The sequence below is a fragment of the Leucobacter faecis genome (genome assembly GCF_054456695.2).
The window spans coordinates 273,376-286,359 of sequence record NZ_JBTJER020000001.1 but is presented as its reverse complement, the minus strand read 5'-3'; the positions used below and the strand labels follow the sequence as shown (position 1 = coordinate 286,359).

The following is a 12,984-nucleotide window of genomic DNA, read 5'->3' as shown; positions in this document are numbered from 1 at the left end:
ATGACTGACTACACCAAGATTGATTTCTCGCCACTCATCGAGGCTTCGGCCGACGAGGTGGTGACGTCTTCCTTTGTGCGCGATGTCGCGCTCGCCTCGGGAGGCACCATGGCGCTCATCACGCTCGACAACGGGCGCGATCACACGCGACCGTCTACGCTCGGGCCCCGCACGCTGCAGGAGCTTTCTGAAACGCTCGACGCGCTCACCCTACGTGCTGCGGCGGGCGAAATTGCTGCTGTCGCCATCACGGGCAAGCCGTTCATTTTTGCCGCTGGCGCAGACCTCTCGAAGGTTTCGACGCTTGCGACCGCCGAGAACGCGCGCCTGATGGCGCAGTTCGGACACCACGTGCTCAGCAAGTTCAAGCGCGTCGGCGTACCGTCTTTTGCGTTTGTCAACGGTCTCGCCCTCGGTGGCGCGATGGAGATTGCGCTGGGTTGCGACTACCGCACACTCGATTCCTCGGCCGCCGCGCTCGCGTTTCCAGAAGTCTTCCTCGGCATCATCCCCGGGTGGGGAGGCGCCACACTGGTGCCCAACCTGATCGGGATCGAGAATGCGCTCGAGGTGATCGTCACAAACCCGCTCAAGAACAACCGTATGCTGAAGCCCGCACAGGCGCTCAAGCTCGGGCTCTTCGACGAGATGTTTGGCTCAGCGAGCTTTATCGAGCAGTCCGTGGCATGGGCCGACCGCGTCATTTCTGGCAGCGTCAAGGTCGAACGCCCCCACGTGCCCGGCAAACTCGAACGGCTTACCAAGTGGCCAGTCGCTATCAAGGTGGCCCGCGACACGTTACGCGCCCGCATCGGAAGCGCCGCCAAGGCACCCTATGTCGCACTTGATCTGCTTTCGGCTGCGAAGGATGGCGACATTGAGCGCGGCTTTGAACGAGAAGACGATGCGCTCGCCGAGCTCATCTCGGGTGACCAGTTCGCCGCATCAATCTACGCCTTCGATCTCGTACAGAAACGCGCCAAACGCCCTGCCAGGGCACCCGACAAGGCGCTCGCAAAACCCGTGCAAAAAGTGGGAGTGATTGGCGCTGGGCTGATGGCGAGCCAGTTCGCACTACTGTTTGCACGTAAGCTTCGGGTGCCCGTCCTCATCACGGACCTTGACCAGTCACGCGTCGAAAAGGGGATCGCATACATTCGGGGCGAGATCGACAAACTCGAAGACAAGGGTCGCCTCTCGCACGACGACGCAAACCAGGTGCGCGCCCTCGTACGCGGCACCACCGATAAGTCTGAGTACGCCGACTGCGACTGGGTCATCGAAGCGGTTTTCGAAGAACTCGGTGTGAAGCAGCAGGTGTTCGCTGAGATTGAGCCCATCGTTTCTGAGACAGCGGTGCTCGCAACGAACACCTCTTCGCTCTCAGTGCACGAGATCGGGCAAAGCCTCAAGCATCCCGAACGCTTGGTGGGCTTTCACTTTTTCAACCCCGTCGCCGTCATGCCCCTCATCGAGGTCGTGAAGACACCCGACACCGATGACGCGACGCTCGCGACAGCGATGACTACCGCACGCAAGCTCGGCAAGAGCGCCGTGATCACCGCAGACAGGCCCGGCTTCGTCGTCAACCGGCTGCTCGCCAAGGTCATGGGTGAGGCTGCACGCGCGCTCGACGAGGGCACTCCCCTGCCCGTTGTCGAGCGCGCCCTGGCCCCGATCGGGCTACCGATGGGCCCGTTCGAGCTCATCGACCTCGTGGGCTGGAAGGTCGCGGCTCACGTGCAAGACACCATGGTCGGAGCGTTCCCAGACCGGTTCTATGCCTCGCCGAACCTCCACGCCCTAGCCGACGTTGAAGCACCCCTCGTTAAGTCCAAGTTCGGCAAGGTTGAAGACCTCTCGAAGGCTGGCAAGAAGGCGGTCACCCTCGGTAAGGAAACGGTAACCGAAGCTGAGATTCTCACACGCGTCGAGAACGAGCTAGCGGGAGAGATCAAGATCATGCTCGATGAGGGCGTAGTCGCCGCCGCCGAAGACATCGATCTGTGCCTCATTCTTGGTGCGGCCTGGCCGTTCCAGGCCGGCGGCGCCACCCCCTACCTCGACCGCGTGGGGGCGAGCGAGCGCGTATTCGGCGCCGACTTCCACGCCCCGCAAGTGGCTGGTCAGCGCTAGCACGCAGCTCACCAAGACGGCGCCCCGTCCCTCATCTCGAGGGGCGGGGCGCCGTTTTCATGTGCGCTCACACGGCGGGCCCGCGACCCCACGAGTCGCAGGCCCGCACGGCCCATGATCCGGATCATGCCGAGCACCAGGACGCCGAGCGCAATAGACACGCACCCCGGGGACGACAAATGCCCCACCAGACTGTGTCTGGTGGGGCATTTGAGCCAGAGGGCTAGTGGCCCTCGTTGTGGCCCTTCTCGATCTCGCCCTTTGTGGGCGGGACGATGCGGTCCTCGAAGAACCAGCGGCTGAAGCCAGCGCGCAGGTGCTGACCGAAGGAGATCCGGCCATTGTCATCGGGGCGCACCATGAGCGGGGCGTAATCGTGGTAGCTGACGAGCTGCCACGACTCGTACTCGTCGAGGGGCTTGTGCACCTCGACGAACTCGCCGCCGGGGAGCTGCACGATGCGCGCAGACTCGTAACCGTGCAGCACGATCTCGCGGTCCTTCTTCTGCAGGCCCAGGCAGATGCGCTTGGTGAGGAAGTAGGCAACGATCGGGCCCAAGATCAGCAGCGCCTGGAGCGTGTGGATGACACCCTCCATCGACAACTGGAAGTGGGTTGCCATGAGGTCCGAGCTTGCGCCCGCCCACATTACGGCGTAGAACGTCACTCCCGCGGCACCGATAGCGGTACGGGTAGGCGCGTTGCGGGGACGGTCGAGCAGGTGGTGCTCACGCTTGTCACCCGTGACCCAGGCCTCAATGAAGGGGTAGATCATGACGAGAACGATGAAGCCACCCATGATGATCATCGGAACGAGCATGTTCCAAGACCAGGTGTAGCCGAACCACTCGGTCTCCCACCCCGGCGGGATGAGGCGCAGCATGCCATCGGCAAAACCGATGTACCAGTCAGGCTGGGTACCAGCAGACACCGGTGACGGGTCGTACGGACCGTATGCCCAAATCGCGTTAATACCGAAGATCGAGGCGATCAGCATGATCACGCCGAAGACGATGAAGAAGAAGCCGCCAGCCTTCGCCGCGTACACGGGGAGAACGGGGAATCCAACAACGTTCTGCTGGGTCTTGCCGGGCCCGGGGTACTGCGTGTGCTTGTGGATGACCACAAACGCGAGGTGGAGGGCTACGAACAGGATCACCAGCGCCGGCAGCAGCATGATGTGCAGCATGTAGAGGCGACCCACGATGTCCGTGCCCGGGAACTCGCCGCCGAAGAACAGGAACGAGAAGAACGTGCCAACAACCGGCATGGACTTGAGGAGGCCGTCGATAATGCGCAGGCCGTTACCCGAAAGCACGTCATCGGGAAGCGAGTAGCCGGTGAAGCCCTCAGCCATCGCGAGGATGAAGAGGACGAAACCGATGACCCAGTTGAGCTCACGCGGCTTACGGAATGCTCCCGTGAAGAAGATACGGAGCATGTGCAGGCCGATCGATGCCACAAAGAGCAGAGCCGCCCAGTGGTGCACCTGACGCATCAGCAGGCCGCCGCGTACCGAGAACGAGATATCGAGCGTCGAGGCCATTGCCCCCGACATCATGACGCCCTTCATCGGCGCATACGGACCGTTGTAGACCGTCTCGATCATCGTCGCCTGGAAGAACAGGGTCAGAAATGTACCCGAGAGCAGGATGACGACGAAGCTGTAAAGCGCCACCTCACCCAGAAGGAACGACCAGTGGTCAGGGAAGACCTTGCGACCAAATTCCTTGACAGCGACACCAATCTTGGTGCGCTCATCGATATAGTTTGCCGCGGCAGCGGTGAAACGGCTCGAGCCGTCCTGTGCCGGGGTCTGCGTTACGGTGCTGCTCACTTGAGGCGCTCCCAGAAGCTCGGGCCGACAGGTTCATGGAAATCGCTCTGCGCGACGAGGTAGCCCTCTTCGTCCACCGAGATCGGAAGCTGCGGCAGGGGGCGCTTCGCGGGGCCGAAGATGACCTTCGCGTGCTCCGAGACGTCAAACTGCGACTGGTGGCAGGGGCAGAGCAGGTGGTGGGTGTGCTGCTCGTAGAGTGCCACAGGGCAACCAACGTGCGTGCAAACCTTCGAGTACGCAACGATGCCGTCGTAAGACCACGTCTCACGCTCGGGCAGCTCGTGCAGCTCCGACTGGTCGAGGCGCATCAGCAAGACAATCGCCTTGGCCTTCGCGTCGAGGAAGTTTTCACTACCGCCACGCTCTTCAGGGCTGAGCTTCGCGAACTCTTCGTGCGTCAGGTTCTCGGGGATCACGTGGAACGCGGAACCGATCGTCACGTCACTCGCCTTGATGGGGGCACCCGAGGGGTCGTGTGCGAGGCGCATGCCCTTGGTCCACATCGTGTGCTTCAGCAGCTGCACCGGGTCCTCATCCTGCGGGGCAAGGCCACGCAGGAGGGTGACGCCGGGAATCGGGAACGCGATGAGCGCGCCGATCAGGCTGTTGCGCACGAGCGAGCGGCGCGAGAAGCCAGACTCTTCGTTCGATACCTCGAACACCTCTACCGCCGACTGACGGGTTTCCTCATCACTCGCGACCGGGTGGCGTACGTCGATCGACTCGTGATCTGCCATCAGTGCCTTGCCCCAGTGGACGGCGCCGATGCCTACGGCGAGCAGCGCGAGCGCCATGCCGAGGCCCACGAGAAGCGTGTGGATGCGTATCGCCATGAGCTCGCCCGTTTCAATGGGGAAGAACATGTAGGCGAGAACGGCACCGAGGCTGCCCGCGATTGAGATGTAGAAGAGCGAGTAGACGACGCGTTCTGCACGCTTCGCCTTCTTCGGATCGAGATCCGTTACGCGCTTGCGGTGCGGGGGAAGGCCCGGATTCTGCACGGCATCGGATGAAATTACGGCGGTGCCCGCCGACTGTTCAACCGCGCCGTGGCCCTGGGCGGCGACAGCAGCGTCGCCGCCGCTGTTCTTCGCTTCCTCTGCCATGTTGCTCCTTGACTCCTGACTCATGAATTCTTTGTGCGATGTCGATTAGTTCGACTTCGCGGTCACCCAGACGGTGAGGCCGACAATTGAGCCGAGACCGATGATCCAGATGAACAGACCCTCTGCAACCGGACCGATTGATCCGAGTGACAGGCCTCCAACTGAAGGCTGGTTCTCGATGTACTTCAGGTACGAGATGATGTCGGCCTTCTCCTGCGGCGAAAGGTTCGCGTCGCTGAAGACGGGCATGTTCTGCGGACCAGTCACCATGGCCTCGTAGATGTGCGTCGGGGCGACACCGGTCAGTGCCGGTGCGAACTTACCCTCGGTGAGCGCTCCACCGGCTGCGGCCACGTTGTGGCACATTGCGCAGTTGATGCGGAACAGGTCCCCACCGTTGGCAATGCCGGCGTCGTCACTGTCAGCCTGCAGGTACTGGGAGTCGGGCAGCGCCGGGCCGGGGCCCAGAGATGCAACATAAGCAGCCATCTCGAGCGTCTGCTCTTCGGTGAACTGCTTCGGCTTCACCATGCCCTGGGGGCCCTGGAAGGCGAGGGGCATACGGCCGGTGCCGACCTGGAAGTTCACAGATGCTGCACCCGCACCGACGAGCGAGGGGCCATCGGGAGTGCCCTGAGCGCCTGCACCGTGGCAGGTTGCGCAGTTTGCACCGAACAGCTTTTCTCCGGCCTCAATAGTCGCGGGCGACTTGAGGTCGATCTCTGCCGTAGCAGATGTCTGGCTGAGGCCAGTGTACGCTGCACCCGTTACCAGCAGCCCAACTCCGACGAGAGCTGCGGTCGCGAGCGGATGCCGGCGGCCTGACTTGCGAAGGTTCTTCTTGGCGCGAACCATGTTGGCGATTACTCCTGACCCCTACTTGAGGACGTAAATGATAATGAACAGGACGATCCACACGATGTCCACGAAGTGCCAGTAGTACGACACGACGATCGCCGAGGTCTCTTCCTTGCGTGTGTAGTTCTTCACCGCGTAGAGGCGCCCGATAACCATCAGGAACGCGACCAGGCCGAGTGCCACGTGGATGCCGTGGAATCCGGTGGTCATGTAGAACGCTGTGCCGTAAGGATCGCTGTTGAAGGTAATGCCCTCAGAAACGAACGTTGCGTACTCGTAGGACTGGCCGGCAACGAAGATCGCTCCCATGAAGAACGTGAGGTAGAACCACTCGATGGTTCCCCAGTTCTTGGGACCGCGCCCGACCGCACGAGGCTGGTTACGCTCTGCCGCGAACACGCCCGCCTGGGCAGTGAACGAGGACGCAACCAGGATCAACGTGTTGATCAGAGCGAACGTGAAGTTATGCTTCTCTGTCTGCTCAGCCCACAGATCGGGATTCATGGCGCGCAGCGTGAAGTAAATCGCGAAGAGGCCCGCGAAGAACATGACCTCGCTGCCGAGCCACACGATCGTGCCGACGGCGACGAGATTCGGTCGCTTCACCGCAGGCACGGCTGACTTGGTATTCATAGTGGTCGTTGTCACCCCTCCATTATGGCTGAAAGTTTCGTGTGCGTTTTCACCTGAAGCGGGCGCGCCGAACTTTCTGCGAGTTTCCTGCCAAGCCTACCGCGTCTTCAGCCTCTTCGCGTACACGGCATGCGGGTGTCGTGTCGGTCCGGCTGAATAATGCGCAGCTGGCTCGCTAAGATTGGGCTCATGATCGACGAGCGAACATGGCCCAACGTACTTACGACTCTGTTAGGTCGTGAAGACCTCAGTGTTTCGCAGGCCGAATGGGCCATGTCACGCTTTATGACGGGCGATGCGACCCAGGCGCAGGTTGGCGCGTTTCTGGTGGCTCTGCAGGCCAAAGGCGCGACGGTGAACGAAGTGATCGGATTCCGTGACGCCATTCTGCAAGAGGCGCTTCCCCTCACCCTGCCGGCGATGTCACTCGACATCGTGGGCACCGGCGGGGACCGCTTTGGAACGGTCAACGTGTCGACGATGGCATCGATCACAGCAGCTGCCGCTGGCGTGCCGGTAGTCAAACACGGTAACCGCGCTGCCAGCAGCCTTTCGGGCTCCTCAGACGTGCTTAGCGCGCTCGGAATCGACCTGACCCTCGACGCGGAACAACTCGCCACGTCTTTCGAGAAGGCCGGCATCGCCTTTGTGCACGCCGCACGCTTCCTGCCCGGATTCCGTCACGTGGCTCCGGCACGTGCCGAGCTCGGGATCCCCACCGTCTTTAACTTCCTTGGTCCACTCTGCAACCCGGTGCGCCCCGAGGCCTCCGCCGTGGGCGTTGCCGACATCGATAAGGTGCCCATTTTCGTCGGAGTGTTTCGGCTTCGCGGAGCCTCCGCGCTCGTGTTTCGCGGAGATGACGGGCTCGACGAGCTTACGACCACGGGGCACTCCCACCTGTGGGAGATCACCCGCGGAGGACTCACGGAACACGACATCGACCCGCGCGAGCTCGGACTCCCCCGTGCAGACATTACCGACCTCGTGGGCGGCTCCCCCGACGAGAACGCACTCGTCGTGCGGCGGGTGTTCGCGGGCGAACGCGGCCCAGTACGAGACATCGTGCTGCTCAACGCTGCCGCCGGCCTGGTCGCCTACGACCTGGCGGCGCGGCCCGAAAGCGCCGAGCAGCCGCTCCTCGAGCGGCTCTCCCAGAAGCTCGAGGTCGCAGCCGAGGCCATCGACTCCGGTGCGGTAGAGCGCAAGCTTGAGACATGGGCCGAGTCGACGCAGGGCGTCTAACTGTCAGCTTCACCCACCAGGTACGCGGCCGCGGCAACGACGATGTTGTCGCGGCGCGCCTGTGTTAGGAGGCCCGCGCGGTCAAGGCGCGCGAGGATCTCGCTTCCATGATCCGGATCATGGCTGGCTGCGATCGCTTGAAAAATGAAGAGTTGACCCGCGGTGCGTTCCCGAGATTCGCTAGCAGCATCGGCCAAGACATTGCAGGCACGATCGAGGCACTCGAGAAAGAGTGCGGGTTTACCGCTAAAGTTCGCATACACGTGGGGCTGTGGCACGTCTGCTCGCGCGGAGATACGCGCGGTAGATGCCCCTTGATAGCCGTACAGGCCGAACTCGTGGAGTCCGGCCTGTAGCAAGCGCTCCCGGTTTTCACCGGGCTTTCGACGGGCGCGACGTTCGGTCACGCTAGCCTAGGTCGAGAATCTTACGGTAGTGCTGGCCCACCGCTTCGAAGTCGCGATGGTTATAGAACGAGCCGATGCGGCCGGTGGACGCAGAGAGCTGACGCACTCCGCGACCCATGCAGTAGTGCTCGTTCGCCTGCATGAGGCGGTCACCTACGCCGTGCTTGCGAAAGGCTTCGTCGACGACGATCTCTTGCAAGTGCGCGGTGAGGCCTGGAGCGTGCAGCAAGCGCGACACGGTCATCAGTGAATAGCCCACAACGCGTGCGTCAAGTTCTGCGACGAACAGGACGTTCGTCTCTTGATCACGTCGCCGAAGCACGTTGTCATACGCGACGAGAAACTCGTCGCGCCCGATGGGCTCACGCCCCGACTGAAACTGGCGCGCCAGCGCGAAGACGGCTGAACCGTCTTCGCGCTGGCCGCGACGAATGTTGATGCTCAAGAGCTGGGTACCTTAGCGAGCGAAGTGCCCGCGGTAGTACTCGTACACCCAGCCCACCACTGATACCAGGATCATGGGGATCATGAAGTACGAGAACCAGAAGTTGAACCCGATTGCGAGCCCCATCAGCGCAAATGCGCAGGAGAAGGCAAGAACCATGGGCCACCAGCTCCACGGGCTGAACTCACCGAGCTCGGGATCCGCGTCATCGATGTCTGCTTCTTCGAGGTCCTGCGGTGCGGTTCCAGGCTGCTTCTTGATCACCAAGAAGAGGTAGAAGGCGATAAAGCCATTCAGACCAGCACACAGAATCAGAGCAACCGAGCCAACCCACTCAATGTATCCGTGGGTGACGAGGTTCCAGACCGAGTACATCGCACCGACGATGACGAAGTAAACGGTGAGGATCGTGAAGATTACGGCATTAGCTTTCATTTCGCTTTATTCCTTCCGTTCTACTTTTTCGGTGCGAGCTCACGCCCGGGCTGCGAGATACCACTGACCTCGGGGTGGTTCAGATCAAACGCGGGCGATTCGGTACGAATGCGCGGGATTGACGTGAAGTTGTGGCGAGGCGGCGGGCAGGAGGTTGCCCACTCGAGCGAGCGGCCGTAACCCCACGGGTCGTCGACCGTCACCTTGGGCGCACGACGCGCGGTGATGTACACGTTCAGCAGGAACGGAATCATCGACGCACCCAGGATCATGGCTCCAACCGTCGAAAGCTGGTTACCCCACGTGACGCCATCTGACGGCAGGTAGGTGTAGTAACGACGGGGCATGGCCATAACGCCCAGCCAGTGCTGCACGAGGAACGTGGTGTGGAAGCCAATGAAGAGCGTCCAGAAGTGGATCTTGCCAAGGCGCTCGCCGAGCATCTTGCCGGTCCACTTGGGCCACCAGAAGTAGAAGCCAGCAAACATCGCGAAGACGACGGTACCGAACACGACGTAGTGGAAGTGAGCCACAACGAAGTAGGTATCGGAGAGGTGGAAGTCAAGCGCGGGCGAAGCCAGGATGACACCGGTCAGACCACCGAACACGAAGGTTACGAGGAAGCCGAGCGACCAGAGCATGGGGGTCTCGAACGTGATCGAGCCACGCCACATCGTGCCCAGCCAGTTGAAGATCTTCACACCGGTCGGAACCGCGATGAGCATCGTCATCAGTGAGAAGAACGGCAGCAGCACAGAGCCGGTGACGTACATGTGGTGCGCCCAGACCGTCATCGACAGCGCAGCGATCGAGATAGTCGCGTATACGAGGGTCTTGTATCCGAAGATCGGCTTGCGGCTGAACACCGGGAAGATCTCGGAGACGATACCGAAGAACGGCAGCGCGATGATGTAGACCTCGGGGTGGCCGAAGAACCAGAACAGGTGCTGCCACAACATGGCCCCACCCTCACCGGTGTACACGTGACCGCCAAAGACACGGTCGGCCGCCAGGCCGAACAGCGCAGCAGCGAGAACGGGGAACACCAGCAGTACGAGGATCGAGGTGATCAGCGTGTTCCAGGTGAAGATCGACATGCGGAACATGGTCATGCCAGGCGCACGCATGGTGATGATGGTCGTGATGAAGTTCACGCCACCGAGGATCGTGCCGAAGCCACCGGCTGCGAGGCCGAGCACCCAGAGGTTTCCACCAACACCGGGTGAGAACGTGACGTCAGACAGCGGTGCGTATGCGAACCAGCCGAACGAAGCCGCGCCCTGCGGGGTAAGGAAGCCGCCGACCGCAATGAGCGAACCGAACGAGTACAGCCAGAACGCGAAGGCGTTCAGTCGCGGGAAGGCGACATCGGGTGCACCGATCTGGAGCGGCATGATGACGTTCGCGAAGCCCGCAAACAGCGGCGTTGCGAACATCAGCAGCATGATTGTGCCGTGCATCGTGAACAGCTGGTTGTACTGTTCCTTCGTCGCCACGACCTCAAGGCCGGGCGCGAACAGCTGCGCGCGGATCACCAGTGCCATCAGGCCACCGATGAGGAACCACACGAAGGAGCTGATCAGGTACATGTACCCGATCACCTTGTGGTCCGTGGACGTTAGCCACGAGACGATGACGTTGCCCTTCTTCATTGTTTTGCCTTATCCCTTAGTACTGGTTCTCGTTCTGGGCCTTGGCTTCGTCGCCGTAGAAGTCCTCCTGGTTCGGGTTGAACTCCACGCTCACCTGCCCAGTGTTGCCGGCCTCACGCAGCTCAGCTACGTAGGCGTCGTATTCGGCCTGCTCAACTACGCGCACCTCGAAGAGCATCATCGAGTGGTACTCGCCACAGAGCTCGGCACACTTACCCATGAAGGTGCCTGTCTTCTCGGGCGTGATGCTCATGTAGTTCGTCTGGCCGGGAATCATGTCCTTCTTGTACAGGTACTCAACGACCCAGAAGGAGTGAATGACGTCGCGGGTCTCAAGACGCAGCTCAGTGGTCTTACCCACCGGCAGGTAGAGCACCGGCATGGTCTCTTCAGTTGCCTCGCCCTCGGCGTCGGTCTGAACCTGAACGCCCTGGAAGTAGACGTCGTCATTCACATAGTTGAAGTCCCACGCCCAGCGCTTACCAACAACCTCAACCACGTTCTCGGGGTTCTCGTAGCGCTTCTCAATCGAAGCCTGCTCCTGCGCGGTGAACGCAAAGAAGCCGAGCACCAAGAACACCGGGACGACCGTAAAGAACGTCTCGATCGGCATGTTGTACCGCATCTGCACGGGCAGGCCGGTCTGGCCCTTCCGGCGACGGTAGGCGACAGTCGCCCAGATGATCAAGCCCCAGGTGATTGCACCGATTACGAGCAGCACAATCCAGGAGGTCACCCAAAGACCGGTGATCCCGTCCGTGTGGTTGGTTGCACCCTCGGAGCCCGCAGGCAGGAATCCCCGCTGCTGCTCTGGGGTACAGCCCGCGAGCAGCAGGGCTGCCGAGAGCGCGACCGGAGCCGCGACCCATTTCATTCGACGATTGGAACGCACCGCATACCTTTCGAAACATTTCTCGCCGCCACTTGCAGGCAGGCGAAGCTGATTACTCCCTGTTAGCTTAGCGCGAAGCTGAGCGTTCCCCGAACCACGCGCGGGTGTCGCGCTGAGATTTCGGGGGATTTGTTTGCTTATCCGAAGCTGTCGCCGCACGCGCAGCTTCCTGCAGCGTTCGGGTTATCGATCGTGAAGCCCTGCTTCTGGATCGAATCTTCGAAGTCGATCGACGCCCCATCGAGGTAGGGCACGCTCATGGCGTCTACCACCACCTCAACGCCGTCGAAGTTTGCGACCGCGTCGTTTTCGAGCTCACGCTCGTCAAAAAACAGCTGATAGATCAAACCCGAGCAACCGCCGGGCTGCACCGCGATGCGCAGGCGCAAATCGTCACGCCCCTCTTGGGCGAGCAGGCTGCTCACCTTATCGCGGGCAGCATCGCTCAGCTTGACGCCGTGCGCGCTCTGAACAGCCGGGGCCGTGCCCTCGGTGTCTAAAGTCTCTGTACTCATGGGCACTCCTCACCCTCATTGCAAGTATCAGCATCCACTCTACCCCCGGGCGTGGGTTTTCGCGCAGGCGTGGCCCTGTAGTCTGGATCGGGTGCCCGCCGCCGCTGGCATTCATCATTTTCTGTGCGCTCTGCGCAGCTCTCGAAAGGACAGGTCCTAAGTGAAGAACGGCGCTGAAGACCCGCGCGGCTCGGGTGAGCCCGAGACCCCGGCTGGCAAGGGCCGCCCCACCCCGTCACGCAAGCAGGCACAGGCCGCCAATGCTCGCCCCATCGTCGGATCGAAGGACAAATCCGTCCAGAAGGAACTGCGCAGGCAGCAGACTGAGTCGCGTGAGCGCGCTCGCGTGGGAATGATGCAGGGTGAAGAACGCTACCTTGGCCCGCGTGACCGTGGCCCGCAGCGCCGGTACGTGCGCGACTACGTCGACGCGCGTTGGAACCTGGGCGAGCTCCTGATCCCCATGATGCTCGTCGTTCTCGTGATGACATTCATCCCGGGCATCATGCAGCTCGTGAGCCTGTTCGCGATCTGGGCGTTCGTGGCGCTCGCCATCATCGACGCGGTGTTCCTCGGATTCACGCTGAAGAAGAAGCTGGCGAACAAGTTCGGCGAAGACCGTGTTCAGCCCGGCTTCCGGTGGTACGCCGCCATGCGCGCATTCCAGTTTCGCCCACTGCGCATGCCAAAGCCGCAGGTGCGCAGGCGACAGTTCCCCGAGTAGCCACGGGCCACTCGAACTGGCACAGCCCCCGGTTTCTCTCGTGAGAAACCGGGGGCTGTGTTGTTGCTGCCGGATCGCAGGCGAGCAGCGCCTGCC

At 61.7% G+C, this 12,984-nt stretch carries 13 protein-coding genes; 3 read left to right on the top strand and 10 right to left on the bottom strand.

Annotated elements, in window-relative coordinates:
* A complete protein-coding gene (locus ACXR2W_RS01295; protein ID WP_458812433.1) occupies positions 1-2,136 on the top strand; it encodes a 3-hydroxyacyl-CoA dehydrogenase NAD-binding domain-containing protein in 2,136 nt (711 codons plus the stop codon).
* Between the two features lie 223 nt (positions 2,137-2,359).
* On the opposite strand, the gene qcrB is transcribed toward ACXR2W_RS01295, so the two are convergent.
* Genes qcrB through ctaE form a run of 4 tightly spaced genes read right to left on the bottom strand, consistent with a single transcriptional unit; the run spans position 2,360 to position 6,573 of the window.
* Positions 2,360-3,973, bottom strand: a complete 1,614-nt coding sequence (gene qcrB / locus ACXR2W_RS01290; RefSeq protein WP_458812431.1) for a cytochrome bc1 complex cytochrome b subunit — start codon at positions 3,971-3,973, stop codon at positions 2,360-2,362.
* Positions 3,970-5,082 (bottom strand): cytochrome bc1 complex Rieske iron-sulfur subunit, encoded by a 1,113-nt coding sequence (gene qcrA, locus ACXR2W_RS01285; RefSeq protein WP_458812428.1) that lies wholly within the window; start codon positions 5,080-5,082, stop codon positions 3,970-3,972. Before qcrA ends, qcrB begins: the two co-directional genes overlap by 4 nt.
* A 45-nt stretch (positions 5,083-5,127) precedes the next feature.
* Positions 5,128-5,937 carry a cytochrome bc1 complex diheme cytochrome c subunit gene (qcrC, locus tag ACXR2W_RS01280; protein ID WP_458812425.1) on the bottom strand — a complete coding sequence of 270 codons (810 nt, stop codon included), beginning with the start codon at positions 5,935-5,937 and terminating at the stop codon, positions 5,128-5,130.
* A 21-nt stretch (positions 5,938-5,958) separates the two neighbouring features.
* Positions 5,959-6,573, bottom strand: coding sequence for an aa3-type cytochrome oxidase subunit III (gene ctaE / locus ACXR2W_RS01275; protein ID WP_458812628.1), 615 nt, complete (start codon positions 6,571-6,573; stop codon positions 5,959-5,961).
* A 189-nt stretch (positions 6,574-6,762) separates the two neighbouring features.
* Here ctaE and trpD point away from each other — a divergent pair, with 189 nt between their 5' ends.
* Entirely contained in the window at positions 6,763-7,818 is a 1,056-nt protein-coding gene (trpD, locus tag ACXR2W_RS01270) for an anthranilate phosphoribosyltransferase (protein WP_458812422.1), read from the top strand.
* Here trpD and ACXR2W_RS01265 read toward each other — a convergent pair.
* From ACXR2W_RS01265 to ACXR2W_RS01240, 6 genes are all read right to left on the bottom strand, one after another.
* Complete coding sequence (locus ACXR2W_RS01265) at positions 7,815-8,225, bottom strand: TetR/AcrR family transcriptional regulator (protein WP_458812420.1); 411 nt, start codon at positions 8,223-8,225, stop codon at positions 7,815-7,817. The genes trpD and ACXR2W_RS01265 overlap by 4 nt on opposite strands.
* Position 8,226: 1 nt before the next feature.
* On the bottom strand, positions 8,227-8,670 hold the full coding sequence (locus ACXR2W_RS01260) for a GNAT family N-acetyltransferase (protein ID WP_458812417.1): 444 nt from the start codon (positions 8,668-8,670) through the stop codon (positions 8,227-8,229).
* A gap of 12 nt (positions 8,671-8,682) precedes the next feature.
* Complete coding sequence (locus tag ACXR2W_RS01255; protein ID WP_458812414.1) at positions 8,683-9,105, bottom strand: cytochrome c oxidase subunit 4; 423 nt, start codon at positions 9,103-9,105, stop codon at positions 8,683-8,685.
* Positions 9,106-9,125: 20 nt separating this feature from the next.
* Complete coding sequence (gene ctaD, locus ACXR2W_RS01250; protein WP_458812412.1) at positions 9,126-10,757, bottom strand: aa3-type cytochrome oxidase subunit I; 1,632 nt, start codon at positions 10,755-10,757, stop codon at positions 9,126-9,128.
* Positions 10,758-10,773: 16 nt separating this feature from the next.
* Positions 10,774-11,631 (bottom strand): aa3-type cytochrome oxidase subunit II, encoded by an 858-nt coding sequence (gene ctaC / locus ACXR2W_RS01245; protein ID WP_458812409.1) that lies wholly within the window; start codon positions 11,629-11,631, stop codon positions 10,774-10,776.
* A gap of 155 nt (positions 11,632-11,786) precedes the next feature.
* Complete coding sequence (locus tag ACXR2W_RS01240) at positions 11,787-12,164, bottom strand: HesB/IscA family protein (protein ID WP_458812406.1); 378 nt, start codon at positions 12,162-12,164, stop codon at positions 11,787-11,789.
* 160 nt (positions 12,165-12,324) lie between these two features.
* On the opposite strand from ACXR2W_RS01240, the gene ACXR2W_RS01235 reads away from it, so the two are divergent.
* The gene (locus ACXR2W_RS01235) at positions 12,325-12,888 is read left to right on the top strand and encodes a DUF3043 domain-containing protein (RefSeq protein WP_458812403.1); all 564 of its coding nucleotides are present in this window, start codon (positions 12,325-12,327) and stop codon (positions 12,886-12,888) included.
* Positions 12,889-12,984 lie beyond the last annotated feature (96 nt).

Excerpts from the sequence above, each read along its gene's own strand:
- ACXR2W_RS01295 (WP_458812433.1), top strand. The coding sequence starts at position 1 with ATGACTGACTACACCAAGATTGATTTCTCGCCACTCATCGAGGCTTCG.
- qcrA (WP_458812428.1), bottom strand. The coding sequence starts at position 5,082 with ATGGCAGAGGAAGCGAAGAACAGCGGCGGCGACGCTGCTGTCGCCGCC.
- qcrC (WP_458812425.1), bottom strand. The coding sequence starts at position 5,937 with ATGGTTCGCGCCAAGAAGAACCTTCGCAAGTCAGGCCGCCGGCATCCG.
- ctaE (WP_458812628.1), bottom strand. The coding sequence starts at position 6,573 with ATGAATACCAAGTCAGCCGTGCCTGCGGTGAAGCGACCGAATCTCGTC.
- trpD (WP_458812422.1), top strand. The coding sequence starts at position 6,763 with ATGATCGACGAGCGAACATGGCCCAACGTACTTACGACTCTGTTAGGT.
- ACXR2W_RS01255 (WP_458812414.1), bottom strand. The coding sequence starts at position 9,105 with ATGAAAGCTAATGCCGTAATCTTCACGATCCTCACCGTTTACTTCGTC.
- ctaD (WP_458812412.1), bottom strand. The coding sequence starts at position 10,757 with ATGAAGAAGGGCAACGTCATCGTCTCGTGGCTAACGTCCACGGACCAC.
- ctaC (WP_458812409.1), bottom strand. The coding sequence starts at position 11,631 with ATGAAATGGGTCGCGGCTCCGGTCGCGCTCTCGGCAGCCCTGCTGCTC.
- ACXR2W_RS01240 (WP_458812406.1), bottom strand. The coding sequence starts at position 12,164 with ATGAGTACAGAGACTTTAGACACCGAGGGCACGGCCCCGGCTGTTCAG.